Origin of the sequence: Agrobacterium sp. P15N1-A (assembly GCF_044626815.1) — a bacterium.
In the GTDB taxonomy this organism is placed as follows: Bacteria; Pseudomonadota; Alphaproteobacteria; order Rhizobiales; family Rhizobiaceae; genus Agrobacterium; species Agrobacterium leguminum.
Map to the genome: position 1 here is coordinate 181266 of NZ_JBIUPF010000001.1, position 26478 is coordinate 207743.

At 59.9% G+C, this 26478-nt stretch carries 25 protein-coding genes; 5 read left to right on the forward strand and 20 right to left on the reverse strand.

What is annotated here, in order from left to right:
- Window positions 1-38: 38 nt before the first annotated feature.
- The 7 genes from hfq to dusB form a co-directional block, all read right to left on the reverse strand.
- Window positions 39-281, reverse strand: a complete 243-nt coding sequence (gene hfq, locus ACIK7D_RS00895; protein ID WP_003496145.1) for an RNA chaperone Hfq — start codon at window positions 279-281, stop codon at window positions 39-41.
- 184 nt (window positions 282-465) lie between these two features.
- The gene (gene trkA / locus ACIK7D_RS00900; protein ID WP_400155423.1) at window positions 466-1842 is read right to left on the reverse strand and encodes a Trk system potassium transporter TrkA; all 1377 of its coding nucleotides are present in this window, start codon (window positions 1840-1842) and stop codon (window positions 466-468) included.
- A gap of 48 nt (window positions 1843-1890) precedes the next feature.
- A complete protein-coding gene (locus tag ACIK7D_RS00905; protein WP_003521348.1) occupies window positions 1891-3255 on the reverse strand; it encodes a sigma-54 dependent transcriptional regulator in 1365 nt (454 codons plus the stop codon).
- Window positions 3245-5506 carry a PAS domain-containing sensor histidine kinase gene (locus ACIK7D_RS00910; RefSeq protein ID WP_003521349.1) on the reverse strand — a complete coding sequence of 754 codons (2262 nt, stop codon included), beginning with the start codon at window positions 5504-5506 and terminating at the stop codon, window positions 3245-3247. Before ACIK7D_RS00910 ends, ACIK7D_RS00905 begins: the two co-directional genes overlap by 11 nt.
- 150 nt (window positions 5507-5656) lie before the next feature.
- A complete protein-coding gene (ntrC, locus tag ACIK7D_RS00915; RefSeq protein ID WP_003521350.1) occupies window positions 5657-7108 on the reverse strand; it encodes a nitrogen regulation protein NR(I) in 1452 nt (483 codons plus the stop codon).
- On the reverse strand, window positions 7105-8253 hold the full coding sequence (locus ACIK7D_RS00920; RefSeq protein ID WP_035264009.1) for a nitrogen regulation protein NR(II): 1149 nt from the start codon (window positions 8251-8253) through the stop codon (window positions 7105-7107). The genes ntrC and ACIK7D_RS00920 overlap by 4 nt, the downstream gene beginning before the upstream one ends.
- Window positions 8250-9266, reverse strand: coding sequence for a tRNA dihydrouridine synthase DusB (gene dusB / locus ACIK7D_RS00925; RefSeq protein WP_400155424.1), 1017 nt, complete (start codon window positions 9264-9266; stop codon window positions 8250-8252). The genes ACIK7D_RS00920 and dusB overlap by 4 nt, the downstream gene beginning before the upstream one ends.
- Window positions 9267-9542: 276 nt before the next feature.
- Between dusB and ACIK7D_RS00930 the strand changes: the two genes are divergently transcribed.
- Together ACIK7D_RS00930 and ACIK7D_RS00935 are read left to right on the forward strand one after the other, a co-directional pair.
- Window positions 9543-10730, forward strand: coding sequence for a bifunctional 2-C-methyl-D-erythritol 4-phosphate cytidylyltransferase/2-C-methyl-D-erythritol 2,4-cyclodiphosphate synthase (locus ACIK7D_RS00930; protein ID WP_400155425.1), 1188 nt, complete (start codon window positions 9543-9545; stop codon window positions 10728-10730).
- Window positions 10727-11236: a CinA family protein gene (locus ACIK7D_RS00935; RefSeq protein WP_400155426.1), complete on the forward strand. Its 510-nt coding sequence runs from the start codon at window positions 10727-10729 to the stop codon at window positions 11234-11236. The genes ACIK7D_RS00930 and ACIK7D_RS00935 overlap by 4 nt, the downstream gene beginning before the upstream one ends.
- Here the strand turns inward: ACIK7D_RS00935 and ACIK7D_RS00940 are convergent.
- Window positions 11218-11673, reverse strand: coding sequence for a type II toxin-antitoxin system RatA family toxin (locus tag ACIK7D_RS00940; protein ID WP_269314647.1), 456 nt, complete (start codon window positions 11671-11673; stop codon window positions 11218-11220). The two genes, ACIK7D_RS00935 and ACIK7D_RS00940, sit on opposite strands and share 19 nt — an antisense overlap.
- 9 nt (window positions 11674-11682) lie before the next feature.
- A complete protein-coding gene (locus tag ACIK7D_RS00945; protein WP_400155427.1) occupies window positions 11683-12252 on the reverse strand; it encodes an AAA family ATPase in 570 nt (189 codons plus the stop codon).
- Between the two features lie 241 nt (window positions 12253-12493).
- On the opposite strand from ACIK7D_RS00945, the gene ACIK7D_RS00950 reads away from it, so the two are divergent.
- The 3 genes from ACIK7D_RS00950 (at window position 12494) to ACIK7D_RS00960 (ending at window position 14555) form a co-directional block, all read left to right on the forward strand.
- Window positions 12494-12670 carry a hypothetical protein gene (locus ACIK7D_RS00950; RefSeq protein WP_003496171.1) on the forward strand — a complete coding sequence of 59 codons (177 nt, stop codon included), beginning with the start codon at window positions 12494-12496 and terminating at the stop codon, window positions 12668-12670.
- A 126-nt stretch (window positions 12671-12796) separates the two neighbouring features.
- A complete protein-coding gene (locus tag ACIK7D_RS00955; protein ID WP_400155428.1) occupies window positions 12797-13531 on the forward strand; it encodes an AraC family transcriptional regulator in 735 nt (244 codons plus the stop codon).
- A gap of 94 nt (window positions 13532-13625) precedes the next feature.
- Window positions 13626-14555, forward strand: a complete 930-nt coding sequence (locus tag ACIK7D_RS00960; protein ID WP_400155429.1) for a DMT family transporter — start codon at window positions 13626-13628, stop codon at window positions 14553-14555.
- A 201-nt stretch (window positions 14556-14756) separates the two neighbouring features.
- On the opposite strand, the gene lipA is transcribed toward ACIK7D_RS00960, so the two are convergent.
- The 11 genes from lipA to ACIK7D_RS01015 form a co-directional block, all read right to left on the reverse strand.
- Window positions 14757-15728 (reverse strand): lipoyl synthase, encoded by a 972-nt coding sequence (lipA, locus tag ACIK7D_RS00965; protein WP_127756080.1) that lies wholly within the window; start codon window positions 15726-15728, stop codon window positions 14757-14759.
- A 104-nt stretch (window positions 15729-15832) separates the two neighbouring features.
- Window positions 15833-16081, reverse strand: coding sequence for a GlsB/YeaQ/YmgE family stress response membrane protein (locus ACIK7D_RS00970; RefSeq protein WP_065115534.1), 249 nt, complete (start codon window positions 16079-16081; stop codon window positions 15833-15835).
- A 96-nt stretch (window positions 16082-16177) separates the two neighbouring features.
- Window positions 16178-17623 (reverse strand): dihydrolipoyl dehydrogenase, encoded by a 1446-nt coding sequence (gene lpdA / locus ACIK7D_RS00975; protein WP_046800216.1) that lies wholly within the window; start codon window positions 17621-17623, stop codon window positions 16178-16180.
- Between the two features lie 57 nt (window positions 17624-17680).
- Window positions 17681-18325 (reverse strand): SGNH/GDSL hydrolase family protein, encoded by a 645-nt coding sequence (locus ACIK7D_RS00980; protein ID WP_400155430.1) that lies wholly within the window; start codon window positions 18323-18325, stop codon window positions 17681-17683.
- A gap of 12 nt (window positions 18326-18337) precedes the next feature.
- Entirely contained in the window at window positions 18338-19696 is a 1359-nt protein-coding gene (locus ACIK7D_RS00985) for a pyruvate dehydrogenase complex dihydrolipoamide acetyltransferase (RefSeq protein ID WP_400155431.1), read from the reverse strand.
- A 14-nt stretch (window positions 19697-19710) separates the two neighbouring features.
- The gene (locus ACIK7D_RS00990; RefSeq protein ID WP_127756084.1) at window positions 19711-21132 is read right to left on the reverse strand and encodes a pyruvate dehydrogenase complex E1 component subunit beta; all 1422 of its coding nucleotides are present in this window, start codon (window positions 21130-21132) and stop codon (window positions 19711-19713) included.
- Between the two features lie 17 nt (window positions 21133-21149).
- Window positions 21150-22193: a pyruvate dehydrogenase (acetyl-transferring) E1 component subunit alpha gene (pdhA, locus tag ACIK7D_RS00995; protein WP_077982350.1), complete on the reverse strand. Its 1044-nt coding sequence runs from the start codon at window positions 22191-22193 to the stop codon at window positions 21150-21152.
- 153 nt (window positions 22194-22346) lie between these two features.
- Window positions 22347-22664 (reverse strand): septum formation initiator family protein, encoded by a 318-nt coding sequence (locus tag ACIK7D_RS01000; RefSeq protein ID WP_003502598.1) that lies wholly within the window; start codon window positions 22662-22664, stop codon window positions 22347-22349.
- Between the two features lie 342 nt (window positions 22665-23006).
- On the reverse strand, window positions 23007-24281 hold the full coding sequence (gene eno / locus ACIK7D_RS01005; RefSeq protein WP_003521367.1) for a phosphopyruvate hydratase: 1275 nt from the start codon (window positions 24279-24281) through the stop codon (window positions 23007-23009).
- A gap of 150 nt (window positions 24282-24431) precedes the next feature.
- The gene (gene kdsA, locus ACIK7D_RS01010; RefSeq protein WP_400155432.1) at window positions 24432-25277 is read right to left on the reverse strand and encodes a 3-deoxy-8-phosphooctulonate synthase; all 846 of its coding nucleotides are present in this window, start codon (window positions 25275-25277) and stop codon (window positions 24432-24434) included.
- Window positions 25277-26158, reverse strand: coding sequence for a VOC family protein (locus ACIK7D_RS01015; RefSeq protein ID WP_400155433.1), 882 nt, complete (start codon window positions 26156-26158; stop codon window positions 25277-25279). The genes kdsA and ACIK7D_RS01015 overlap by 1 nt, the downstream gene beginning before the upstream one ends.
- Between the last annotated feature and the right edge of the window lie 320 nt (window positions 26159-26478).

Sequence of the window (26478 nt, forward strand, 5' to 3'; positions counted from 1 at the left end):
GGGTCAGTCTATATCGAATATCCGTCGAGGGAGCCCGATCAGGCAGCGCCTTCTTCGCTTTCGAACATCTGCATCGGCTGGCCGGGCATGATGGTGGAGATCGCATGCTTGTAAACAAGCTGCGAATGACCGTCACGGCGCAGAAGCACGCAGAAATTGTCGAAGGAGGTGACAACGCCCGTCAGCTTGACGCCATTGATCAGGAAAATCGTGAGCGAAATCTTTTGCTTACGAACGGTATTGAGGAAGAGATCCTGAAGGTTTTGAGAACGTTCCGCCATGGCGCCGCTTCTTTCTTTTTTGCCGGCAGGGATACCGGAAAATAATCAATCAATAATAAGCCGGCCGAGTCTTGTCCCCCGCTTGGCCGACCTCAAACTCTGGTATCAAATCGTGTTCCGTTCCGCAACGGTCAAAACAGCCGAATGAGTACGAGTATTGACCCACATTTTCAATTCGGGACAGTCAAAAATATTGTATCGAAACACGGAAAAGTTGTTCCACGTCGCGCACCGCATCGGCGGATGCAAACAGCACGACCCGGTCCTTCGCCTTGATTTTCGTGCTGCCATCCGGGCGGATCACCACGCCGTCGCGATAGATCGCCCCAATGCGCACACCGTCGGGCATATCGATGTCGCGGAAGGACTGGCCGACCAGCGGCGACGTCTCCAGCGCTTCCGCCTCGATCACCTCCGCCGAGCCGCGCTGGACGGCATAAACTGAGCGGATGCGGCCCTTGCGCACGTGCTGAAGCACGCGGGAGATCGTTACGGCCCGGGGGTTGATATAGGCATCGAGCCCCAGAGAGCGGGCGACGTCGTGGAACGACGTACTGTTCAAGAGCGCCAGATTCGATTTGCAGCCGAGCTGCTTGGCAATGACCGCTGCCAGAATATTGGTCTGATCATTATTGGTCAGCGTGACCATCAGATCGGCATCCTGAATATCCGCCTGCATCAGGATTTTCTGGTCGAGCGCCGAGCCGTGCATGACGATGGTATTGCTGAGCTGTTCGGATGCGGCAACCGCCCTGTCGCGGTCCGCCTCGATGATCTTTACCCGCGTTTTCGGCTGCATTTCCTCGATCTTGCGGGCGACGAAGTGGCCGATATTGCCGGCGCCGGCAATCACGATGCGCTGCGCTTCCTGCTCCTCATGGCCGAAAAGGCTTAGGGTGCGGCGGGCGTGCTGGCGCTGGCAAATGACATAGGCAAGGTCGCCCACCCGCAACTGTTCCGAAGAATGCGCCACCTTGAGGATACCATCCCGATAAACACCCACCACCGTGGCGATGAGGTCCGGAAAGAGGCTGGAGAGCTGCTGCAGCGGCGTGTTGATGACCGGGCAATCCTCCATGCATTCGATGGCCAGCATGTAGATCGTGTCGTCAGCGAAACGCACCACATCCGTTGCACCCGGAAAGGCGATGCGCCGGAGCACCATCTTGCCGACTTCGACTTCAGGCGAAATCGTCACGTCGATGGACATGTTCTCGCGGCTGAAGAGATCGGCATATTCCGGCTTCAGATAGCTCTGGTCGCGGATGCGGGCGATCTTGGTCGGCACGCTGAACAGGGCATGCGCCACCTCGCAGGCGACGATGTTGATCTCGTCATGCAAGGTCACGGCGATGATCATGTCGGCCTGATCGGCGCCGGCCTTGGCCAGCATGTCAGGATGCGCGCCATGGCCGACATAGCCACGCACATCCAGCGTCTCGGTAATGGCGGTGATGAGCGGTGCGGCGGTATCGATGACCGATACCTCATTATCCTCCCGCGACAATTGTTCGGCGATGCCGTAACCCACCTGCCCTGCGCCGCAAATGATGACTTTCATGCTGTCTCTCTGACGGAATAATCGGTTACGGCGAAGCGCCTTCTTTCCTTATACGCCGAGAGATTTCAGTTTGCGATGCAGTGCAGACCGTTCCATGCCGACAAATTCCGCCGTTCGCGAAATATTGCCGCCGAAGCGATTGATCTGCGCCATCAGGTAGTCGCGCTCGAACATTTCACGCGCCTCGCGCAACGGCAGGGTCATGATGTGCTGATCGCCCTGCGCCGAAATCTTCGGCAGCATGTCGCCAATATCTGACGGCAGCATATCGGCCGAGATCGGCGCTTCGCCGCCTTCTGGACGGGCGAGAATCATCAGCCGCTCGATATTGTTCCGCAGCTGACGGATATTGCCCGGCCAGTCATGCGTCTGCAGGACCGCCATGGCGTCGTCGCCGATCTTGCGCGGACGGATGCCGGCCTGCTCGGAAATCTGGCGCATGAACATATCGACGAGGAAAGGAATATCTTCGCGCCGTTCGGAGAGCGCCGGCACCTTCACCGGCACCACGGCGAGGCGATGATACAGGTCTTCACGGAACTGGCCTTCGGCGATCAGGCTTTCGAGGTGATGGGCGGTCGAGGAAATGATGCGCACATCCACCTTCACCCGCTTGCCGCCGCCGACGCGCTCGAACTGCTGATCGACCAGCACGCGCAGAATCTTGTTCTGCGTCTCGCGCGGCATTTCGCCGACTTCATCGAGATAAAGCACGCCGCGATGGGCTTCTTCCAGAGCGCCGACCTTGCGCGGCTGCCCGGGCAGGCCTTCCGTGCCGAAAAGCGCAATTTCCATGCGGTCGGGGGTGATCGTCGCGGCGTTGAGCGCCACGAAGGGTCCGCTCGCACGCGAGGACTTCTTGTGCACCATGCGCGCCACAAGTTCCTTGCCTGAACCGGAGGGGCCGAGGATCATGATGCGGCTGTTGGTGGGCGCAACCCGGTCGATGGTCTGGCGAAGCTGCGACACAGCAAGCGATGCGCCGACGAGTTCAACCGCATCACCGGTACGCTTCTTGAGCTCCTGAACCTCGCGCTTCAGCTTGGAGTTTTCCAGCGCCCGCTCGGCGATCAGGATCAGACGGTCGGCCTTAAACGGCTTCTCGATAAAGTCGAAAGCGCCGCGCTTGATGGCGTTGACGGCGGTTTCGATATTGCCGTGACCGGAAATCATGACCACCGGGATTTCGGGGTGGCGGCTCTTGATCTCATCCAGCAGCGCCAGACCGTCGAGCTTCGAGCCCTGCATCCAGATATCGAGAAAGATCAGGCGCGGCACGCGCTCCGAAATGGCGGCCAGCGCGCTGTCGCTGTCGAACGCCATGCGGGTCTCGTGGCCCTCGTCGGACAGAATGCCCGCTACGATTTCGCGAATGTCCGCCTCGTCATCCACGACCAGAATATCAGACGCCATATGCTGCTTCCTTGTTATTTTCGCCGCCGACCGCCTCGATATAGGGTAGCAGCACTCTGATCATGGCGCCGTGGCCGTGATCGAACTCCGGCGGGGCATCGTGGAGTTCCAGATACCCGCCATGCTCTTCGATGATTTTCTTGACGATGGCGAGGCCGAGGCCCGTGCCCTTGTCCCGCATCGTCATATAGGGTTCGAGAATGCGGTGACGGTTCTCGACGGGAAGGCCGCGGCCATTGTCGATGATGTCAGCCACGAAACGCGAATTGGCTTCGTCAAAAGCGGCGCGCACCAGAATTTTACCCGGCCGCTTTTCGCCTTCCACCGCCTCGATGGCTTCCGTCGCATTCTTGATGAGGTTGCCGAAGGCCTGCCCCAGCATGCGGGCATCGAACATACCCTCCAGCGGGATATCACCCAGCTCCGTCGCAAACTTCGTATCGGCGGCGCTGATTTCCCTCAGGAACGCCGCATCCTTCAGGATCGCCCGCAGATCCGACTTTTCCTTCGTCGGCTTCGGCATGCGCGCAAAGGCGGAGAATTCATCCACCATCCGGCCGATATCGCCGACCTGCCGGACGATGGTGTCCGTACACTGGTCGAAGACGGCGCGGTCGCTCTCGTCGATCTGCTTGCCGAAACGGCGTTTGATACGCTCGGCGGAAAGCTGGATCGGCGTCAGCGGGTTCTTGATCTCATGCGCGATGCGGCGCGCCACATCCGACCATGCGGTCGAACGCTGGGCGATGACGAGATCGGTGATGTCGTCGAGGGTAATAACGTAGCTGTCACGGCTGTCGCGGGCGTCCTCACGGGTCACCTGCACATTCAGCGTCCGTTCCTTGCCGCGCCGCATGATGTTGATCTGCTTGCGGAAGTTGCCGCGTGACCAGGTATTGGCCTCGTTGACGACCTGTTCGATTTCGGGCGCGATCTCCGACAGTTGCGCGCCGATAAGCTGCTCGGATGTCTGCGCCAGGAATTCTTCGCCCGACGGATTGACGATGGTGATCCTGCGGTTCTCATCGACACCGATGACGGCGGCAGTGACGCCTGACAGCACGGCCTCGATGAAGCGGCGGCGGTCGTCGATATCGTCCTTGGCCTCGATGATCTGTTCCTGCTGGCTGCGCAGTTCCGAGACCATCTTGTTGAAGGTGCGCGACAGTCGTCCGACGTCGCCATCGACCGCGCGGACGGGAACCAGCACATGCATGTTGCCGGTGGCGACACTGTCTGCCGCACTGATGAGGAGACGGATAGGCCGCACGATACGGTCGGCCACCGCAATCGCCGTCCAGATGGCGGCGAGAAGCACGATCAGTGCGAAACCGAGATAGAGGATCGCAAAGGCGATCTGCAGCGGCGCGCGGCCTGCCTCCATCGCCTTGTATTCGGCGCGGTTCTCCTCCATCAGCCGCATCGCGCTCATTACCTTGGGATCGACGGCGCGCACCGTGTAAAGGAAGGTGCCGCTGATGCCTTCGAGCTTGATAATGGCGCCGACGAGGTTGGTGATACCGGGCGGTATCAGCGTCGGCTGGCCGGCGGCCGCCTTTTCAAGCGCGTCATGCGGGATGGCGGGAAGCGGTTTTTCGGTCTTGATGTCGGCCTGGGCAACGGCGTCGCCGTCCTCCTGCACCAGAAACGCGCCGAGAAGGCCGCGCCCCTTGGCCTGACGGGTCATCAGATCGACGAAGCCGGTGCGATCCAGATAAAAAAGCGCACGGTTGCGGTCGAGGTCGGTCGCCATCGACAGGGTCTGACCCTGAAGATAACCGGCATTCTCCATCATATAGGCTTGGGCGATATTGCTCGATGAATCGACGATCGACTGCGTGCGAAGCGAAAACCAGCGGTCGAGGCCGACATTCAGCGTCAGACTGGCGAAGATGGCGACGAGCACCGCGGGCGTTATCGCCACGATGGAGAAAAGCACGACGATGCGCACGTGCAGACGCGCCGCCGCCCTGCCCTTTTTACGCGCCTTCAGCAGCCGGTTGATTTCGCGCCCGATGAGGAAGATCAGGCCGATCACGAAGATCGAATTGATGACGACGGAGGCGATGACGACGTTCGATGTCGGCGCGATTGGCGTGACACCCAGAAGCACGAACAGGGTGAGGATGGCGCAAACGAGAGCGACGCCGGCGAGCACCAGCCCCGGCAAAGCGAAAGACATCCTGCGATCGGCAACCACCATGCCCGCTGCTTCATCGGCAACGGCGTTTTCGGCGGCGGGTTTCCGCATGCACTACTCCCAATCGCTGACCAGCCAGCACCACATTTCTGAAGTCAGGTAAGACGCGCCTCAGACCGGCGAATCTCTTTCCTTCCTAGTGTTTTTCAAGCAACACAATGTGGCGAAAGTGCAACGACAAATGCGGCCTTGTCAACATTCTCAGGTTGGGCGGGAGCTACGATAAACGGAAACGCCAAGCTCGCGGATTTTCTTGCGCAGCGTATTGCGGTTCAGGCCGAGAAGATCGGCGGCCTTGATCTGGTTGCCGCGCGTCGCGGTCAGAGCCGCGAGAATCAGCGGATATTCGAGCTCGCGCAGAACGCGGTCGTAAAGGCCGGGCGGCGGCAGGCCATCGCCGAAACTGGCGAAATAATCCCGCATATTTTCTTCCACCGCCTGCGAAATGGTGAGCGAACCGGTGCGGACCGCCATCTTGTCGAGCGGGCTATCGGGCACATCCGATTGCAGTTCCTGCTCTATAATCTCGCGGGTGATGACTTCCTGCGGATAAAGCGCCATCAGGCGGCGGATCAGGTTTTCCAGCTCGCGCACGTTGCCCGGCCAGGCATAGGCCTTCATGACCTCCAGCGCCTCGCTCTCGAAACGCTTGCCTTCCAGACCTTCCTTTTCGCCCTGCTGGATGAAATGGCGCACCAGATCGGGAATATCCTCGGCGCGGTCACGCAACGGCGGCAGCCGCAGCGGTACGACGTTCAGGCGGTAATAGAGGTCTTCGCGGAAAAGGCCCTGATTGATCGACTGCTTCAGGTCCTTGTTGGTGGCGGCGACGATGCGGACATCGGTGCGGATCGGCGTGCGGCCGCCCACTGTGGTATATTCGCCCTGCTGCAACACGCGCAGCAGGCGTGTCTGGGCATCCATGGGCATGTCACCGATTTCGTCGAGGAACAGCGTGCCGCCCTCGGCCTGTTCGAAACGGCCGGTGGAGCGGTTCTGCGCACCGGTAAAGGCACCCTTCTCATGGCCGAAGAGTTCGGATTCGATCAGGTCGCGCGGGATTGCCGCCATGTTGATGGCGACGAAGGGGCCGTTGCGGCGCTTGCCGTAATCATGCAGCGCACGCGCCACCAGTTCCTTGCCGGTGCCGGATTCGCCGGTGATCATCAGCGTCAGGTCGGTCTGCATCAGGCGGGCGAGAACGCGGTAGATTTCCTGCATCGCGGCAGAGCGGCCGACGAGCGGCATGCCGTCCTGCATGTCGTCATCGAGTTTCGCCGGCTTGCGCTTCGGTTCCGACAGCGCGCGGCCGATGATGGCGATCAGTTCCGTCAGGTCGAAGGGCTTCGGCAGGTAATCGTAAGCGCCTTTTTCCGAGGCCTTGATGGCCGTCATGAAGGTGTTCTGCGCACTCATGACCAGAACCGGCAGGTCCGGGCGGGCCTTCTTGATGCGCGGCAGAAGATCGAAGGCGTTTTCATCCGGCATCACGACATCGGTCACGACAAGATCGCCCTCACCCGCCGAAACCCAGCGCCAGAGGGTGGCGGCATTGGAGGTGATGCGCACGTCGTAACCGGCGCGGCTCAGCGCCTGGTTCAGCACCGTGCGGATTGCGGCATCATCATCGGCGACGAGGATCGTAGCTGTCATTGGTCATTTCCTGTCGTGTTCGGCAAAGAGCGGTCGTCGAGCGCCACTTCCGGCGAGACGGGCATCAATACGCGGAAAGTCGTGCGGTGGTTCTGGCTGTCGCATTCGACAATGCCGCCATGGGCGCCGATCAGCTTGGCGACAAGCGCCAGCCCGAGGCCTGAACCATTCGTCTTGGTGGTGATGAAAGGATCGAAAAGATGCGGCAGAAGATCGGCCGGAACGCCCGGGCCATTGTCATGCACGCAGAATTCGAGCGGTAGCGAGATGCGCTCGCGGCTGCCGGCGACCGAAAGCCGCATGCCGGGACGATAGGCGGTGGTGAGGATGATCTCACCGTCCGGCTGGTTGCCCACGGCTTCCGCCGCATTCTTCACCAGATTGAGAAACACCTGCACCAGCTGGTCGCGATTGGCATAAACAGGCGGCAACGAGGGGTCGTAGTTTTCCGAAATCTTGATATTGCGGGCAAAGCCAGCCTTGGCGATGGCCTTCACATGATCGAGCACGGAATGGATGTTGACCGGCACGCGATCCACCGGCCGCTCGTCGGAAAATACCTCCATGCGATCGACCAGCGAGACGATGCGGTCGGTCTCGTCGCAGATCAGCCGCGTCAGCGCCCGGTCTTCATCGGCAACCGAAGTCTCCAGCAGCTGGGCAGCGCCGCGAATGCCGGACAGCGGGTTCTTGATCTCATGGGCGAGCATGGAGGCAAGGCCTGTGACAGAGCGCGCCGCAGCGCGATGCGTCAGTTGCCGGTCGATCTTGTCGGCCATCGACCTTTCCTGGAAGACGACCACCACCGATCCCGGCTCGCTGACAACGGGCGCGACATAAAGATCGACCAGCTTGTCCTGACCAAGACGCGGCGAACTCAGATCGACGCGATATTCGTTGACCGGCGCGCGGCGCTCCCGCACCTGATCGATCAGTGCGAGCAACGGGCTGCCGAAGGGAATGAAGGTCGAAACGCGGTAGCGCGCGAGATGGGAGGCGCTCGCCCCGAAAAAGGCTTCGGCTTCCCAGTTGGCAAAGGCGATGAAACCTTCGGCATCCACCAGAATGACGGGGTTCTGCACCGCGTTCAGAACCGCCATGGCAAGCGGGTTTGCATCTGCCGGGCTGTGTTTGTCAGCGCTCATGCGGCCTTCCTTGCGGCGTCTTCGCCCGCATTTTCGCTAAGGGCGGAGCGCAGCAGGTCCGCCACTTCCGCCGTGTCACGCGATGTCATGATTTCAGCCTTGTCAGTCGTGGCGATCTCTGGCGCGAAACGGTCGAGATACCAGCCAAGATGTTTGCGGGCGTGCCGGAGACCGGCTTCCCTTCCATAAAATTCCAGCATCATCTCGTAATGTTCGATGGCGATGCCGGGAATATCGGCGCGGTGCGGCGCTGAATGTCCGGCAAGCACCGCCGGCAGCCAGGGCTGCCCCTGCGCGCCGCGACCGACCATGACGGCATCCGCACCCGAGCGGCGCAGGATTTCGCGCGCATCTTCGGCCGTTTCAACGTCGCCATTGGCAATCAGCGGCACGGAAATCACCTCACGCACGGCGCGGATGGCATCCCAGTCCGCCCGTCCCTCGTAAAACTGCATACGGGTGCGGCCGTGAATGGTAATGAGCTGAACGCCAGCGGCTTCGGCACGGCGGGCGATCTCCGGCGCATTGATGGTGTTCTCGTCCCAGCCAAGCCGCATCTTCAGCGTCACCGGCACGTCGACTGCATTGACCGTCGCCTCGATGAGCGAGAGAGCATGATCGGGATCGCGCATCAAAGCGGAGCCGGAATAACCGCCCGTCACCTTCTTGGCTGGACAGCCCATATTGATGTCGATGATGCCGGCGCCATTATCGGCCGTGATCTTCGCTGCCTCGGCCATGAAATGCGCCTCGCGTCCGGCAAGCTGCACCATATGCGGAACCATGCCGGCATTTTTCAGCCGCGCCCAGGATTCGCCCCGGTTGGCGACGAGCTCACGGCTTGCCACCATTTCCGTAACGACAAGGCCCGCGCCATAACGCCAGGCGAGCTGCCGGAACGGCAGATCCGTCACGCCCGACATGGGCGCCAGCACGGCACGATTACGGATCGTGACTGAGCCGATACTGAACGGTTCTGACAACTCCGGAAGATGCAATTGATGATCTTTCATGCAGAAGGGTTATTTGCATTATTTTTAGACAGTGTTTGTGCAGTTGCCAAGCACTTTTAGAAGGTTGCACCTTTTATTTGCTGGGCGACTGCCTGCCTGTTTTGCTGTCGGCAGCAATTTGTGCAGGTTCAAAGGCGCAATGACGCTCGATCCTGCGACATGCAGGGGCGAATGCGCGTCTTATCGGGCTGGCCATCCGGGTTTTGAAACGCTAGAGCAGGACTGTCAACCGCTAAGGGTTGCGCGCAAAGCATAAGACCAATGCAGGAAAGTACTATGAAACTCGGCATCGTCATCGTCGCCGCCGGACGCGGAGAAAGAGCGGGCTCTCCCGAAGAAGGGCCGAAACAATATCGCCCTATCGGCGGCAGGGCCGTGATCGAGCATACATTGTCGACCTTCCTTGCCTGGGATCATGCCTCCCCCATCGTGATCGTCAGTCATGCAGACGATGCGGCACTGTTGTCGCCGATCCTCCAGCGGCTTGATGCCGGCGAGCGGATCGTTACCGTCACGGGCGGTGCGACACGCCAGCAATCGGTGCTTGCCGGGCTGGAAGCGCTCGCCTCGGAAGAGCTGACGCATGTGATGATCCATGATGCCGTGCGGCCTTTCGTCGCCGTGGACATGCTGGAACGCATTATCGCCCTGCACCGGGCCGGCGCTAGCGGCGTCCTGCCTGCCCTGCCCGTCACCGACACGCTGAAGCGCGGTTCGGATGGTCGCGTTGTGGAAACGGTTTCCCGGCAGGGGCTTTATGCCGCGCAGACGCCACAGAGTTTCGGCTACGGCGATATTCTCGCCGCGCACCGCGCCGCTGCCGCCTCCGGAAAGTCCGATTTTACCGATGATGCTTCGATTGCCGAATGGGCGGGACTGACGGTGACGCTGACCGAGGGTTCGGTCGACAATGTAAAACTCACTCTCAAGCGGGATATCGCCATGGCCGATGAAAAGCTCTCCCACGGATTGCCGGACGTGCGCACCGGCAATGGTTACGACGTGCATCAGCTGGAGGCCGGCGACGGCGTGACGTTGTGTGGCGTCTTCATCGAACACGACCAGAAACTCAAAGGTCATTCGGATGCGGATGTGGCTTTGCATGCGCTGACGGATGCGCTGCTTGCCACCTGCGGTGCTGGCGATATCGGCGATCACTTCCCGCCTTCCGATCCGCAATGGAAGGGCGCCGCCTCACGCATCTTCCTCGAACATGCGGCCAAAGTGGTTCGCGACAATGGCGGCACGATCATGAATGCCGATGTCTCGCTGATTGCGGAAGCGCCGCGCATCGGCCCGCACCGCCAGGCCATGCGCGAGGCACTCTCGGACATGCTGGGCATCGCGCTGGAGCGCTGCTCGGTGAAGGCGACGACCAATGAGACCATCGGTTTCGTCGGCCGCCGGGAAGGCATCGCTGCAATCGCCACCGCTACCGTCGTCTACAGGGGCAGACCTTTATGAACCTTTTTCCCGCTGACATAGAAGAGCTGGCCAGGCAGATCATTATCGATTTCACCGCGCATGGTTTCATGGTCTCGACCGCGGAAAGCTGCACGGGCGGCCTGATCGCCGGTGCCCTGACGGAGATTGCCGGCTCCTCCGCTGTCGTCGATCGTGGTTTTGTCACCTATACCAATGAAGCCAAGATGGACATGCTGGGCGTTGGCGCCGAGACGCTGGCGAATTTCGGCGCGGTCTCCCGGCAGACGGCGCTGCAGATGGCGCATGGCGCTCTCTTCCGTTCACGGGCGGATTTCGCCGTGGCGGTAACCGGCATTGCCGGTCCGGGCGGCGGTTCCGCCGACAAGCCGGTTGGGCTGGTGCATCTGGCCGCCAAGGCGCGCAGCGGTAAAATCCTGCATCGGGAAATGCGTTATGGCGAGATCGGCCGCACGGAAATCCGGCTTGCGACGGTGAGGACGGCGCTAGAGATGCTGACGGCCCTCAATCAGGCCGGGTCCGTATAAATTTTATCGGCACGCGTTTCGAAGGCTTCTGCGAACATGCGGAAGGCCCGGTCGAACATCGACCCCATGACTGCGCCGAGCAGACGGTTCTTGAATTCGTAATCGATGAAGAAATGAATGGCTGAGCCGCCATCGTCGGCGGGCTCGAAACGCCAGCGATTGTCGAGATATTTGAACGGGCCGTCGATATATTTCACGTCGATGGCGCGCTCGGCCGGGTTCAGCAGCACCTGTGTGGTGAAGGTTTCGCGAATGGCCTTGTAGCCCACCGTCATATCCGCCACCAGCAGCACCTTGCCATCGCGCTCCTTGCGCGAGCGGACGGTGAGCGCCTCGCAAAGGGGCAGAAACTGCGGATATTTCTCCACATCGGCGACAAGGTCGTACATGCGGTCGGGCGAGTGTTTGACGTGGCGATGCGTTTCGAACTGTGGCATGAGCGGCAGTTAATCCTCGATACGCAGAAGATCAAGAAGGCGGCGAAACTGTTTTCGGCTTTTCAGCTGGAATACCGGCACATCAGGACCATAAAGCCCGAAATTCTGCTCGAAGATCGGCGTATGGCGGCGCTCGAAATTCCAGATATAGCGCAGGAATTCGATGTCTATTCTTTCGGGGCACCCCTCCGCCATTTCCGGGCGGGCCTTGCCGTAACCCTTGATCGCCCGGCTGACGGCGCCCCACAGGCAGAGCCAGCGCGGCATGCGCACCCACAAAACGATGTGGGATCGCGGCAGCCTTATATCGAAAGACGACGGATTGCTGCCATCCATCAGCCATCGCTCCTCGGCAATGATGGTGGCTATCCTCTCTCGCTGCTCGTCGCGCGGGCGCGCCTGCCAGCCAGGCAGCCAGAAAACATCTCGATCCATGGAGATATAGCGAAGCCCGAAATTGCGCGCGAGCTTCTGCGAAAGCGTCGACTTGCCGCCGCCGGAACAGCCCACGACCATGATTCGCTGCGCCCCGGCGATGATCGCAGCAGCATCTTCCACCCTGTGAAGATAGTTTGGCATTTCAGAAACCTCATCTGACTGCTGGATATTTTTCTGTCATCGCCCCGGAGCGATATCTTCGCCGCGCATGACAGTTACGGAAAATTGACTATTGTAACCCCGTCGCAGGGATTGCTATTTATTTGCGACTAATATTACACCCATTGGATGCAACGGCGCTGGAAGCTCCCGATTTCACCCAGCGTATTCATCCTTGGGTTCAGACCCGACATATAACCGCTTTGAGCCACTGAGTGAGCCGATGGACGATTTTTCCAACATCATCAACCTTCTCGAATCCGCCAAGCAACTCGCATCGATGAACGGCATGCCCGTGCTTGCCTATCTGATCGACGTCGCGAAATGCGAGGCGAGAGAGAACAAGCCGGTTCTGCGCAAACGCAAACGCGGCGAATCGACCGCCAAGGAAGACTGTTAATTGCCGGCGCAGAGCCGACCGATAAAGCCGACTGGCCCAATCTTCAAGACGATGTCATAATCAAACAATGAAACTGGCCGCTTTTTCGAGGCGGCCATTTCTTTGCACAATGGAAACGACAGCGTCATGACAGCCGCATCCGCCGATATCAGAACCTACAGGGAAGAAAGACCGAAGGAACGGCATGGCTTCGTCCAGATCGTTCTTCCGGTCTCCGGGCGTCTGCTGATCGATGTGGCCGGACGGCAGGACGAATTGTCGACCGGACGCGGCGTGTTCATCCATCGCGACACGCCGCACACCCAGGAAGCAACGGCAAGCAACCACTCGCTGGTGGTCGATATCAACGAAGGCGCCCTTCCCGAGCAAACGCTCGAAAAATTCCTCCGCTCACCGTTTCTCGACATAGCGCAGGATACACGGCAATTGATCGCCTATATGCGCGGCGTCATCACAACAGATGGGCGACGCGACGATATTGCCGGCCTGTGGGCGCCGCTGCTGGTCGACAGCCTTGCCAATGAGAAAGCCGACATCCGCCAACGCCTGCACAGGCTCGTTGCACTTGTCAGGGCGGAACCGTTCTTCCCCTGGAGCATCGAGATGCTCGCCTCCTGCGTGACGATCAGCGACAGCCGCCTGCATGCGCTGTTTCTCGAGGAATTCGGCCTCCCGCCTCACCGCTGGTTGGCCGGGCTGCGCATGGACAAGGTCTGCGCATTGCTCGGCAATTCCACCCTGCCGATTGCCGAGATTGCCTTGCGGGCCGGTTTTTCCGACCAGACTGCACTGACGCGCGCCATGCGCAATGCAGTGGGTGAAACGCCCGCAGCCTACCGTCGGACCTACGGGATTCACTAAAACCGCCAGCGCATTAGGTCAGGAGTTTTTGTCAAGACAGCCACGGAGGGCTGTGGCACATCGCAGGCAAATGTGAATGCGGATGTGACATGACATGAACAGAACAGGTCTCGGTGTTTTTTACGGCATGCTGGCGGGTGCGCTCTGGGGTGCGATCTTTCTCGCCCCCAAACTCGTGCCGGATTTTTCCGCCCTGCAACTGTCTACGGCGCGTTATCTCACCTATGGGCTGATTTCCCTCATCATCATCGGGCCGCGCCTGAAACGCGTGTCGGCTCATTTTGGCGCGCGGGAGTGGATAGCACTCGGCTGGCTGAGCATGATCGGCAATATCGCCTATTATGTCTTCATATCGACGGCGGTGAAGCTGAGCGGCGTCGCCTTCACCTCGATCATCATCGGTTTCCTGCCGGTCGCCGTCACCATCATCGGCAGCCGCGACCACGGCGCGGTGTCGCTGAAGAAGCTATGGCCGTCGCTCGCCTTCGGCGCGATGGGGATTATCGGCATTTCCTGGCAGTCGCTGACGGAAAACGATGCGGGGCTCGATGTCTCTCGCGTCATCGGACTTGCCTGTGCGCTCGGTGCGCTGGCGTCTTGGACCGCTTTTGCGGTCGGCAATGCCCGCTGGCTCTCCCGCCTTCACGATGTCAGCGCCGATGACTGGAACATGATGACCGGTGTCGTGACCGGCGGGCTTGCGCTGGCGCTCGCCATCCCGGCCTTCGCCTTTGGCGGCGAAAGCCATAATTCGGACGACTGGCTGCACTTTGTGGCTGTTGCAGCCGGCCTGGGTTTCACCGCCTCCATTCTCGGCAATGCCTTATGGAACCGCATGAGCCGCCTTCTGCCGCTCACCATGGTCGGGCAGATGATCCTGTTCGAAACGCTGTTTGCGCTGCTCTACGGTTTTCTGTGGGAAGGACGCGGGCCGACCATTGTCGAGATCGTGGCGATCTGTTCGGTGGTGCTGAGCGTGATCTTGTGCATGCGGGCGCATAGGCCGGAGAAGGTTGTGGTGTGATGGGTTGAAGGCCGGGAACAGGCAGCGGAACCATTTCACAAGCCTCGCCTCCCACTCACGTCATCCTCGGGCCTGTCCCGAGGATCCAATCACGTATCGTACAATCGATAGGTTGCAGATGCTCGGGACAAGCCCGAGCATGACGGTGGAGAGAGCGTATATCGCCCGATGCAGCAACCTATGTTGCCGAACCTTTGTCCCTTACTCCGCAGCCGCAAGCAGCTTCTTTTCGCGGGCGGCACGCAGGCGCTCAAAATCGTCGCCGGCATGGTGCGAGGAGCGGGTCAGCGGGCTCGACGACACCATCAGGAAGCCCTTGGTATAAGCCACGGTCTCGTAGGACTTGAACTCTTCCGGCGTCACGAAGGCCTCAACCTTGTGGTGCTTGCGGGTCGGCTGCAGATACTGACCGATGGTCAGGAAGTCCACATCGGCGCTGCGCAGATCGTCCATCAGCTGAAGCACTTCGTTGCGCTCTTCACCGAGGCCGACCATGATGCCCGACTTGGTGAACATGGTGGGATCGAGTTCCTTCACCCGCTGCAGGAGGCGCACGGAGTGGAAATAGCGCGCGCCGGGGCGAACCGTGAGGTAATTGCCCGGAACGGTTTCCATATTGTGGTTGAAGACATCGGGCTTGGCGGCGACGACCCGTTCCAGCGCGCCGGGCTTCTTCAGGAAGTCGGGGGTCAGGATTTCGATGGTCGTCGTCGGAGACGCAGCACGGATCGCCCAGATGACCTTTTCGAAATGTTCAGCACCGCCATCGGCGAGATCGTCGCGGTCGACCGAAGTGATGACGACGTGTGAGAGGCCCATCTGCTTGACCGCCTTGGCGACGTTCTCGGGCTCGGCCATATCCAGCGGGTTGGGCTTGCCGGTCGCGACGTTGCAGAAGGCGCAGGCGCGGGTGCAGATTTCACCCATGATCATGAAGGTCGCGTGTTTCTTGTCCCAGCATTCGCCGATATTCGGACAGCCGGCTTCCTCGCACACCGTTACCAGCTTGTGGCTGCGCACCAGTTCGCGCGTCTCGTGATAGCCCTTGGAGGTCGGCGCCTTGACGCGGATCCATTCCGGCTTGCGCATGACCTCGGTATCAGGCCGATGCGCCTTTTCCGGATGGCGGATGCGCTTTTCGTCGGACGACGTTCTGTCGAGAATAGTGACCATTTAAAACCTGCTTCCATCGCCTGTGGCGATCTAAACACCTGTTGGCCGGATGCTTTAGAACAATTCCAGAAAAAGCGTAAGCCCTTTCCGGTCACGAAGCATTTTCAGCGCCGTACCAGTTTTGCCAGGAACAACAAAAGGCTGGCACCGAGGAAAGACGTGACGAAATAACCGAGCCTGCTGTCCTGTACGAAGACATCAAGAGTGCGAAGGACGGCGACGGCGACAACCGAGCCGACAATGCCGAGAATGATGTTCATGAAGATGCCGAAGCGCATGTCCATGAGCTTGCCCGCAAGCCAGCCGGCGAGACCGCCGATGATGATTGCTGCAATCCAGCCTACACTTTCCATTCCCACGCTCCCTGAAGAACAGTTCCCTTGAGGAACCGGCGTTGAGACATATGGGACACCCGGCAAGGTTAGACAATGCCGGGCATCACGCGGCACTTATGCGTTCAGCACACGCCCATAGGCGTCGAGCACGCTTTCCTTCATCGATTCCGAAATGGTCGGATGCGGGAAGATCGTGTGCATCAAATCTTCCTCGGTCGTCTCGAGATTCATGGCGACGACGAAGCCCTGAATGAGTTCGGTGACTTCCGCACCCACCATATGCGCACCGAGCAACTCACCGGTCTTCTTGTCGAAGATGGTCTTGACCATGCCCTGGTCTTCGCCAAGCGCAACGGCTTTGCCGTTTGCCGCAAAGGAGAAGCGGCCGACGCGGATGTCGCGGCCCTGTTCCTTGGCCTTGGCTTCGGTGAGGCCGACCGAGGCGACCTGTGGGTTGCAATAGGTGCAGCCGGGAATCTTGAGCTTGTCCATCGGGTGGACATTCGGCAGACCGGCGATCTTTTCGACGCAGATGACGGCCTCATGCTCGGCCTTGTGGGCAAGCAGCGGCGGGCCGGCGACATCGCCGATGGCGTAGATGCCAGGCACATTGGTCTTGCCGTAACCGTCGATGACGATGAAGCCGCGATCGGTCTTCACGCCAACGGCCTCAAGGCCGATGCCTTCGACATTGGCCACGACGCCAACGGCGGAAATCATCCGGTCGGCGGTGATCTTCTCGGAAGAACCGTCCTTCTTCTCGAGCGTCGCAGTGACGGAGTTTGCAGCCTTCTCGACCTTGGAAACCTTGGTTTCCAGATGAATCTTGATACCCTGCTTTTCCAGCTGCTTCTTGGCGAAGGCGGAGATTTCCGCATCTTCGACCGGCATGACCTGGCTCATAATTTCGACGACGGTGACGTCGACACCCATGGTGCGGTAGAAGCTGGCGAATTCGATGCCAATCGCGCCCGAGCCCATGACGAGCAGCGACTTCGGCAGCTCTTCCGGCTTCATCGCCTCGAAATAGGTCCAGATCAGCTTGCCATCCGGCTCGATACCGGGCAGCGCGCGCGGACGGGCGCCGGTGGCGACGATGATGTGCTTGGCAGTGTAAGTGCCCTCACCCAGCGTGTTCTTCGGAACCGGACCCTGCGGCTGAACCACCGGCTTGGTGGACTTGCCAACGACGATCTCACCCGGCTTGGTGATCTTGGCTTCACCCCAGATGATATCGACCTTGTTCTTCTTGAACAGGAAACCGACGCCATTGTTCATGCGAGCGGCAATGCCGCGCGAGCGGGCGACGATTGCCTTCACGTCCGGCTTGATCGAACCTTCCAGCGTCAGGCCATAATCCTTGGCGTGGGTGGCGGTGTGCATGACATCGGCGGTGCGCAGCAGAGCCTTGGTGGGAATGCAGCCCCAGTTGGAGCAGATGCCGGCAAGGTGCTCGCGCTCGACAACGGCAACCTTCATGCCGAGCTGGGCGGCGCGGATCGCGGCAATATAACCGCCCGGTCCCGAACCGATGATGATGACGTCATAAGATTGAGCCATTGGAAATCCTGCCTTGTCCTATCGGGTCGCGAGCAGCGCCACGACCGGGAATTGTTCTTAAAGTCCGAGCATCATGCGGACGACGGGCTCCAGCCCGCGCCCGATGGCCCGCGTGTTTTCAGCATCGAGATGAACGCCGTCCACCGGCGTCGTGCGGGCGACGGAGCCGGCATCGAAAAATCCGCAATCGAGGTCGTCGGCAAGGTCCCGGTAAACGGAAGCCAGCATCGCCGATTCATCGATCGCATCGCGAAAGATCGCGCCCATGACGGGATTGGCCGTTTCGCTGAGTTGCGGCGGCGCGACGATCAACACGTCAGGCGCTTCCCAGTCGGGCACCTGCCAGACATGATTGCGCGTTAGCTTTACCAGCCGCTCGATACCCTTCATGGCAACAATGGCCGATCCATGGATCGACGGTTTCATGTCGTTGGTGCCGAGCATGATGATGACCAGATCAAGCGGCGCATGGCTGTGCAACATCGTCGGCAAAAGCCTTGCGCCATTACGGTCGCAATCGGCCGTCAGATCGTCATAGGCGGTGGTGCGGCCGCCCAGACCTTCATGGATCACATGCACGTCAGGCCCGAGCGCCTTTTGCAAGACGCTCGGCCATAGATCGTCATGGCTGTGCCGGCCACCCGTTTCCGCATTTGATCCCCATGTGAGGGAATCGCCAAAGCAGAGGACCGACTTCACCATGTCACTCTCCGATCAAACCAGCATACCCATCGGGTTTTCGATGTAGCGCTTGAAGGCGCCGATCAGCTCGGCTCCGAGCGCGCCATCGACGCAGCGGTGGTCGGTGGAAAGCGTGACCGTCATGACGTTGGCGATCTTGATCTCGCCGTTCTTCACGACTGCCCGCTGTTCACCCGCACCGACCGCCAGAATGGTGGCATGCGGCGGGTTGATGACGGCGGAGAAGCTCTTGACGCCCATCATGCCCATATTGGACACGGCGGTCGTTCCGCCCTGGTACTCCTCGGGCTTCAGCTTGCGCTCCTTGGCGCGCTTGCCGTAGTCCTTCATCTCGTTGGAGATGGTGGAGAGCGACTTTTCTTCCGCCTTGCGGATGATCGGCGTGATCAGGCCACCCGGAATGGAAACGGCAACGCCGACATCCGAATGCTTGTGCTTGACCATGGCGCTTTCCGTCCAGGAGACGTTGGCGTCAGGTACATCACGCAGCGAAAGAGCCAGCGCCTTGATGACCATGTCGTTGACCGACAGCTTGTAGGCCGGCTTGCCGTCTTTTTCGGGGGCAGCCGCGTTAAGCTGGGCGCGCAGCGCCAGAAGCGTATCCAGTTCGCAATCCACGGAGACGTAGAAGTGCGGAACCGTCTGCTTGGATTCGACCAGACGCTTGGCGATGACCTTGCGCATGCCGTCATGCGGCACAAGCTCGTAGGAGCCCTGTTCGAAGAGCTTGAGAACCGCTTCGTCCGACTGACCCTTGGCAAGGGCCGGAGCCGGTGTGCCTGCGGATGCCGCGGCGGCCGGAGCAGCCTTTGCACCGCCGGAAGCGGCAGCCTTTTCCACGTCGGTCTTGACGATGCGGCCATGCGGGCCGGAACCGGAGACGGCCGAAAGGTCGAGACCAGCTTCCTTGGCGAGACGGCGGGCAAGCGGCGAAGCAAAGATGCGCTCACCTGACTTCGCAACCGGGGCCGGCGTGGAAGACGCGGGCGCCTGATCGGCGGCCGGCTTTTCAGCCTTGGCAGGTGCTGCTTCTTCCTTCGGCGCTTCGGCCTTAACGGCTTCCTGCTTCGGAGCCTCGGCCTTGGCGGGAGCGGCAGCGCCGCCCTTTGCCGCCTCGGCAACATCCTCGCCATCGGCGGCAAGGATGGCGATCAGGGCATTGACCTTGACCGCTTCAGTGCCTGCGGGAACGACGAGCTTGGCGACCGTGCCTTCGTCCACGGCTTCCACTTCCATGGTTGCCTTGTCGGTCTCGATCTCGGCGATCACGTCACCGGGCGCGACCTTGTCGCCTTCCTTGACCAGCCACTTGGCCAGATTGCCCTCTTCCATCGTCGGAGAAAGGGCAGGCATGGTGATGTTTATCGGCATCGAAACGCCTCCCCTTACTTGTAGCAGACGGTTTTGACGGCCTGAACGACTTCATCGACGTTTGGCAGAGCCAGCTTTTCGAGGTTCGCCGCGTAGGGCATCGGAACATCCTTGCCGGCAATCGTCAGGATCGGCGCATCGAGATAGTCGAAAGCGGCGCGCATGACCTGGTTGGCGATGAAGTCACCGACCGACGACTGCGGGAAACCTTCCTCGACGGTCACCAGACGACCGGTCTTCTTGACCGATTCGATGACGGTAGGCAGATCCATCGGGCGGATGGTGCGCAGATCGATCAGTTCGACGTCAATGCCGAGCTTCTCGAGTTCCGCAACCGCCTTGATGGCATAGGTCATGCCGATGCCGAAGGAAACGATGGTCGCATCCTTGCCCTTGCGGTGAATGCGCGCCTTGCCAATCGGCAGCACGAAATCATCTAGCTTCGGCACTTCGAAGCTCTGGCCGTAGAGGATTTCATTTTCCAGGAAAATGACCGGGTTCGGATCGCGGATGGCGGCCTTGAGCAGACCCTTCGCGTCGGCTGCCGTGTAAGGCATGACGACCTTGAGGCCCGGAATATGGCTGTACCATGCGGCGTAACATTGCGAATGCTGAGCGCCAACGCGGGCAGCAGCACCGGACGGACCACGGAACACCATCGGTGCGCCCATCTGGCCGCCCGACATGTAAAGCGTCTTGGCCGCCGAGTTGACGATCTGGTCAATCGCCTGCATGGCGAAGTTGAAGGTCATGAATTCGACGATGGGGCGCAGGCCCGTCATCGCAGCGCCGACGCCGATACCGGCAAAACCATGCTCGGTGATCGGGGTGTCGATGACGCGGCGCTCGCCGAATTCCTGCAACAGGCCCTGGGTGATCTTGTAGGCGCCCTGATATTCGGCGACTTCTTCACCCATGACGAAGACTTTTTCGTCGGCGCGCATTTCTTCGGCCATGGCGTCGCGCAGCGCTTCACGCACCGTCGTCATCACCATTTCCGTGCCTTCCGGAATATCCGGATCGGCTGCAGCTTCAATCTTCGGGGCTGCCGGAACCTTGGCGGCTTCCTTGGCAGCACTCGGCTCTTCTGCGGCTTCGCGGGTCTTGCCGCCGGCGGCATCAGAACCGGAATTTGCAGCTTCAGCCTTTGGCTCTTCCTTCTGGGCGGAAGAAGAAATGTCGTCGGCGCTTTCGCCATCCTGAAGGAGAACGGCGATTGCCGTGTTGACCTTCACACCTTCAGTGCCGGCCTCAATCAGCAGCTTGCCGATCACACCTTCATCCACGGCTTCCACTTCCATGGTCGCCTTGTCGGTCTCGATCTCGGCGATCACGTCGCCGGAGGTGACCTTGTCGCCTTCCTTTTTAAGCCATTTGGAAAGCGTGCCTTCCTCCATGGTCGGGGAAAGGGCGGGCATAAGAATTTCTACTGGCATGGGTTTCCCTTTCCCGATCAGAGCAGAATGTCGGTGTAGAGCTCGGAGACATCCGGCTCTGGGTCGTTCTGGGCGAAGTCGGCGCTGTCGGCGACAATGTCACGGACATCCTTGTCGATGGCCTTCAATTCGTCTTCGCTTGCCCAGCCCTGCTCCAGAAGCCGTGCCTTGACCTGCTCGATCGGGTCGTGTTCGGAGCGCATCTTCTGCACTTCGTCTTTCGAACGGTATTTCGCCGGGTCGGACATGGAGTGGCCGCGGTAACGATAGGTCAGCATTTCCAGAATGATCGGACCCTTGCCGGAACGGCAATGTTCCAGCGCCTGATCGGCGGCGGCCTTGACGGCGCGCACATCCATGCCATCCACCTGAACGCCGGGAATGCCGAAGGACTGGCCGCGCAGCGAGTAGTTAGACTGGGCGGTAGCGCGGGCGGTCGAGGTGCCCATGGCGTAACGGTTGTTCTCGACGATATAGATAATCGGCAGTTTCCAGAGAGCGGCCATGTTGAAGCTCTCGTAGACCTGGCCCTGGTTGGCGGCGCCGTCACCGAAATAGGTTACGGAGACATTGTCGTTACCGCGATATTTGTTGGCGAAGGCGAGACCGGTTCCAAGAGAAACCTGCGCGCCGACGATGCCGTGGCCGCCGTAGAAGTGCTTCTCTTTCGAGAACATGTGCATGGAGCCGCCCTTGCCCTTCGACAGGCCGCCGCGGCGGCCGGTCAATTCGGCCATGACGCCACGTGCGCTCATGCCGAGCGCCAGCATGTGGCCGTGGTCGCGGTAAGCGGTGATGACCTGATCGCCTTCCTTCTGCGACATCTGCATGCCGACAACAACGGCTTCCTGACCGATGTAGAGGTGACAGAAACCACCAATGAAGCCCATGCCGTAGAGCTGGCCGGCCTTTTCTTCGAAACGGCGGATGAGCAGCATTTCACGGTAAGCGTGAAGTTCGTCTTCTTTGGAGAAGTCGGGGCTGTTCTTTCCGGTGAATTCGGTTGCAGCCTTTGCCGTGGTCTTGCGGCCGGATACGGTCGCTGGTTTTCGCGGCGCCATTCATCCCTCCCTGAGTTGCCATTTGAATGGATAGAGTGGCGCGTACCATATGCAAGAAAATGCCATGCAGCAATGCTTTAAACGCATGGCACATATTCACGCTAAGATGCTGTGAATAAATCAGAAATGTTAAATTAACTCGATTTCGGTTAATTAGAAATATGTGTTCATGATGACGATTTCGTCCGTGCGGGACATATTCAGCTGGTAACGGGAAATCTCGTCGATCATGTCCCGCTCCAGCGAGCCATCGCTCATCAATTCCACCTGCCGCTCCAGCGCCACACGCGCCTGCGTCAGCTTTGCAAGCTCCGCAGTGCGGGTGATACGCTGCCGCTCCAGCCGCTCCGTCGCCTGCAGGCCGAAGTCGCCATGGATGGAATGATACCCGAAATAGGAAAGAAAAGCGATCGTGATGGCCGGAACGATCAAACGGCCGAATCGTCTCTTTTTATGATGTCTGGTCCACATGCCGGAGAGAAGCCTTAAAACGCATAACGTGAGTCTCGAGACTAAGGCGGATTGTTTAACTATCCGTTGACCTTAAATTCTCTTTGGCGGATAGGCGCAAAAAAGCCCGCCGGAGGGCGGGCTAAGAATGGCAGCGACGTCAAAAGGACCCTCGTCATGCCGGACTTGATCCGGCATCCAGCCACAGCGCGTCTGCGCTGTGGGGAGAGTCTCTCGCGATCAAGGACTTGATCGCGCTGGACCCCGGATCAAGTCCGGGGTGACGGAATGCGGATGCTACCGCTCGCCCCTGAATGAGCCCGCCAAGGCGGCGGGCCGCATCACAAACCAATACTGCCGGAATTACCCGCGCAGGATCGAACGGCCAGCGTAGGCAGCCTGCGGACCCAGCATTTCTTCGATGCGGATCAGCTGGTTGTACTTCGCGAGCCGGTCGGAACGGGCAAGCGAACCGGTCTTGATCTGACCGCAATTGGTGGCGACCGCGAGATCGGCGATGGTGGAATCTTCCGTCTCTCCCGAACGATGCGACATGACGGCGGTGTAACCGGCCTTGTGCGCCGTCTCGACCGCATCCAGCGTCTCGGAGAGCGAACCGATCTGGTTGACCTTGACGAGGATGGAGTTTGCAACGCCCATCTTGATGCCGTCGCGAAGACGCGCGGAGTTGGTGACGAAGAGATCGTCGCCGACGAGCTGGCACTTGTTGCCGATGAGATCGGTCAGCGTCTTCCAGCCTTCCCAGTCGTCTTCAGCCATGCCGTCTTCAATGGAAATGATCGGGTACTTGGCGACGAGTTCCGCCAGATATTCCGCCATTGCGCCCGATTCCAGCGTGCGGCCCTCGCCTTCGAGAACGTATTTTCCGTCCTTGAAGAATTCGGTCGATGCACAGTCAAGGCCGACGAACATGTCGTCGCCCGGACGGTAGCCGGCCTTTTCAATCGACTTCATGATGAAATCGAGCGCGGCCGGTGCGCTTTCGAGACCCGGTGCAAAACCGCCCTCGTCGCCGACATTGGTGTTGTGGCCCTGTGCCGCCAGTTCTTTCTTCAGCGTATGGAACACTTCAGAACCCATGCGCACGGCTTCGCGGATGTTTTCCGCGCCGACCGGCAGGATCATGAATTCCTGGAAGTCGATGGGGTTATCGGCATGCGCGCCGCCATTGATGATGTTCATCATCGGAACCGGCAGCAGATGCGCGTTCGGGCCGCCGACATAACGGTAAAGCGGCAGGCCGGAGGCTTCGGCTGCAGCCTTGGCGACAGCAAGCGACACACCGAGAATGGCGTTGGCGCCGATGCGCGACTTGTTCGGCGTGCCGTCGAGCACGATCATCGTCTGGTCGATCTGGATCTGGTTCTCGGCATCGAAACCGCCAATGGCGTCGAAGATTTCCGTATTGACGGCTTCGACTGCCTTTTCCACGCCCTTGCCGAGATAACGCTTGCCGCCATCGCGCAGCTCAACCGCCTCATGCGCGCCGGTGGAGGCGCCCGAAGGAACGGCGGCGCGGCCCATGGAGCCGTCTTCGAGGTAAACATCGACTTCAACGGTCGGGTTGCCGCGGCTGTCGAGGATTTCGCGCGCGATGATATCGGTAATGGCAGTCATGGTCTCTCCCTTGGGAATGGAACAGATATTTTCCGTCGCCTGTCTTAGACGATGGCGAAGAAATTACAATGACGGCGAGCGGCAGAAACGGCCCGCCCGCCATTAAAATCGATTGGCACAGACAGTGCCCGCCGTTAACGCCCCCGCCCCTCAGGCTTTGGTAATGGCGTCGAAAGCAAGCAGCTTTTCGAGCAGTTTCGGCATGTCCTTCAGGTGGACCATGTTGGGGCCGTCGGACGGTGCATTGTCCGGGTCCTCATGGGTCTCGATGAAGAGCCCAGCGACGCCGACGGCCACCGCCGCCCGCGCCAGAGTCTCGACGAATTCGCGCTGGCCGCCCGTGGAGCCGCCCTGCCCGCCCGGCTGCTGAACCGAATGGGTGGCATCAAAGACAACAGGCGCACCGAGCGAAGCCATGATCGGCAGCGAGCGCATGTCGGAAACAAGCGTGTTGTAACCGAAGGAGGCGCCGCGCTCGCACAGAAGCACATTCGGATTGCCGCTCTCGTTAAGCTTGCCCAGTACGTTCTTCATGTCCCAGGGGGCAAGGAACTGGCCCTTCTTGACGTTGATGACGCGGCCGGTTTTGGCGGCGGCGACAAGAAGATCGGTCTGGCGGCTGAGAAAGGCCGGGATTTGCAGGACATCCACCACTTCGGACACGATGGCGCATTGTTCTTCGGTGTGAATGTCGGTCAACACCGGAAAGCCGAATTCCTTCTTGAGATCGGCGAAAACCTGCATGGCGCTCTCAAGGCCGATGCCGCGCTTGCCGGAAAGCGAAGTACGGTTCGCTTTGTCGAAGGACGACTTATAAACGAGCCCGATCCCCAGCTTGCCGCAAAGCTCCTTCAGGACGCCAGCGACCATGAAGGCGTGCTCCCGGCTTTCCATCTGGCACGGACCGGCGATCAGGGAAAATCGCTCTTTATTGGAAAAGGAAACCGAATTGGCGCCGTCGCCGGCGGTGACTTTGAGATTGTTCGTAACGCTCATCATTTTTCCTCGAAGGCGAATGCAACGCCCTGACCGGGCGCGGCGGACACCACCAGACGGCCGCCCGCTTCTGCGCTGGAGACGCCATTAGCAGCAAGCACCGCTTCTGTCACGGCAAGATCGTCAACGGAAAAGACGATGCCCATGCCGCGCAATCCGCCGCCACGCCGATCCGCCGCATTCAGAGCCTGCCCGCTGAACGCTGGTTTTCCGGTCAACCTGATGCGCGCATTGCCGCTTGCAAGGATCATATCCCCATCTGGAGACATCTCACCCTCACAGCCGAACACCGTTTCGATCAGGCGCGCCGCATTCGGATCGTCTCCGGAAAACAGGACAACCTCTTTAAGGCCCGAAGCACGATTGGCGTGCCGCTCAAGTGCGGTGCGATCGCCCGGCAGGGCCTGCAGCCGCTGACAACTGAACAGGAAGAAATCCTCAGCCGAACCGCTGGCAGCAAAAGCGAGCCGAAACGAGGCCTCGCTCTGCGATCCATCGGGCATTCGAACAGGTCGTGAAAATTCGAAGGCATCGCCTGCCGAAAGGCCGGAGGTGGAAAACCTCTCATGATCGGCACGGGCATCTTCGGTTGCCGCGACAAGGGCCGAAAAACCTTCTTCTCGGTCACGCTGCCGGAATGCCTGATCCCTACCGGTGAAGACATCGCCCATTTTCACTGAGGCATGATATTTAGCCGGATCAGCAATCGCGAGGGGCTCCAGATAGGTGCCGTCGGTGAAGAAAACACAGGCATTCTGCGTGCCGAAAGGATGGAGGGCTTCCGGCGCAACGGTGAAGCCGAGAGACTGAAGACGATTTTTCGCTACGGCGAGAGCCTGTACCGGCAAAACGAGATGATCGACTTTATATCGGTTTGCCATTGTCGAGACCCTGTGCTGGATTGTCTGGCGGTTTAGCCGAGCCGGCTCCCTCAGACAAAAGCACAAATGGCGCCAGCGAGGCAAATGATCAGCCTACCGCACCGGACAGAGAGGCATTCACGGGGTCAGCGGCGTCAGCATTCGCCCATTCTTCACGTGCAGGCGATTTTGCTTATTCACCGCGACACTTCATCAAATCTGCTCTCTTCCTGGTTTCGACGATCAAATCACGTTCTGCGATGCACCCTTCACGAAATTTTAGGGGATTGCGGAACACATATGGAACATATAGTGTTCGTTCTGTATTTGTTTCGCGACTT

Excerpts from the sequence above, each read along its gene's own strand:
- hfq (WP_003496145.1), bottom strand. The coding sequence starts at position 281 with ATGGCGGAACGTTCTCAAAACCTTCAGGATCTCTTCCTCAATACCGTT.
- trkA (WP_400155423.1), bottom strand. The coding sequence starts at position 1,842 with ATGAAAGTCATCATTTGCGGCGCAGGGCAGGTGGGTTACGGCATCGCC.
- ACIK7D_RS00905 (WP_003521348.1), bottom strand. The coding sequence starts at position 3,255 with ATGGCGTCTGATATTCTGGTCGTGGATGACGAGGCGGACATTCGCGAA.
- ACIK7D_RS00910 (WP_003521349.1), bottom strand. The coding sequence starts at position 5,506 with ATGCGGAAACCCGCCGCCGAAAACGCCGTTGCCGATGAAGCAGCGGGC.
- ntrC (WP_003521350.1), bottom strand. The coding sequence starts at position 7,108 with ATGACAGCTACGATCCTCGTCGCCGATGATGATGCCGCAATCCGCACG.
- ACIK7D_RS00920 (WP_035264009.1), bottom strand. The coding sequence starts at position 8,253 with ATGAGCGCTGACAAACACAGCCCGGCAGATGCAAACCCGCTTGCCATG.
- dusB (WP_400155424.1), bottom strand. The coding sequence starts at position 9,266 with ATGAAAGATCATCAATTGCATCTTCCGGAGTTGTCAGAACCGTTCAGT.
- ACIK7D_RS00930 (WP_400155425.1), top strand. The coding sequence starts at position 9,543 with ATGAAACTCGGCATCGTCATCGTCGCCGCCGGACGCGGAGAAAGAGCG.
- ACIK7D_RS00935 (WP_400155426.1), top strand. The coding sequence starts at position 10,727 with ATGAACCTTTTTCCCGCTGACATAGAAGAGCTGGCCAGGCAGATCATT.
- ACIK7D_RS00940 (WP_269314647.1), bottom strand. The coding sequence starts at position 11,673 with ATGCCACAGTTCGAAACGCATCGCCACGTCAAACACTCGCCCGACCGC.
- ACIK7D_RS00945 (WP_400155427.1), bottom strand. The coding sequence starts at position 12,252 with ATGCCAAACTATCTTCACAGGGTGGAAGATGCTGCTGCGATCATCGCC.
- ACIK7D_RS00950 (WP_003496171.1), top strand. The coding sequence starts at position 12,494 with ATGGACGATTTTTCCAACATCATCAACCTTCTCGAATCCGCCAAGCAA.
- ACIK7D_RS00955 (WP_400155428.1), top strand. The coding sequence starts at position 12,797 with ATGACAGCCGCATCCGCCGATATCAGAACCTACAGGGAAGAAAGACCG.
- ACIK7D_RS00960 (WP_400155429.1), top strand. The coding sequence starts at position 13,626 with ATGAACAGAACAGGTCTCGGTGTTTTTTACGGCATGCTGGCGGGTGCG.
- lipA (WP_127756080.1), bottom strand. The coding sequence starts at position 15,728 with ATGGTCACTATTCTCGACAGAACGTCGTCCGACGAAAAGCGCATCCGC.
- ACIK7D_RS00970 (WP_065115534.1), bottom strand. The coding sequence starts at position 16,081 with ATGGAAAGTGTAGGCTGGATTGCAGCAATCATCATCGGCGGTCTCGCC.
- lpdA (WP_046800216.1), bottom strand. The coding sequence starts at position 17,623 with ATGGCTCAATCTTATGACGTCATCATCATCGGTTCGGGACCGGGCGGT.
- ACIK7D_RS00980 (WP_400155430.1), bottom strand. The coding sequence starts at position 18,325 with ATGGTGAAGTCGGTCCTCTGCTTTGGCGATTCCCTCACATGGGGATCA.
- ACIK7D_RS00985 (WP_400155431.1), bottom strand. The coding sequence starts at position 19,696 with ATGCCGATAAACATCACCATGCCTGCCCTTTCTCCGACGATGGAAGAG.
- ACIK7D_RS00990 (WP_127756084.1), bottom strand. The coding sequence starts at position 21,132 with ATGCCAGTAGAAATTCTTATGCCCGCCCTTTCCCCGACCATGGAGGAA.
- pdhA (WP_077982350.1), bottom strand. The coding sequence starts at position 22,193 with ATGGCGCCGCGAAAACCAGCGACCGTATCCGGCCGCAAGACCACGGCA.
- ACIK7D_RS01000 (WP_003502598.1), bottom strand. The coding sequence starts at position 22,664 with ATGTGGACCAGACATCATAAAAAGAGACGATTCGGCCGTTTGATCGTT.
- eno (WP_003521367.1), bottom strand. The coding sequence starts at position 24,281 with ATGACTGCCATTACCGATATCATCGCGCGCGAAATCCTCGACAGCCGC.
- kdsA (WP_400155432.1), bottom strand. The coding sequence starts at position 25,277 with ATGAGCGTTACGAACAATCTCAAAGTCACCGCCGGCGACGGCGCCAAT.
- ACIK7D_RS01015 (WP_400155433.1), bottom strand. The coding sequence starts at position 26,158 with ATGGCAAACCGATATAAAGTCGATCATCTCGTTTTGCCGGTACAGGCT.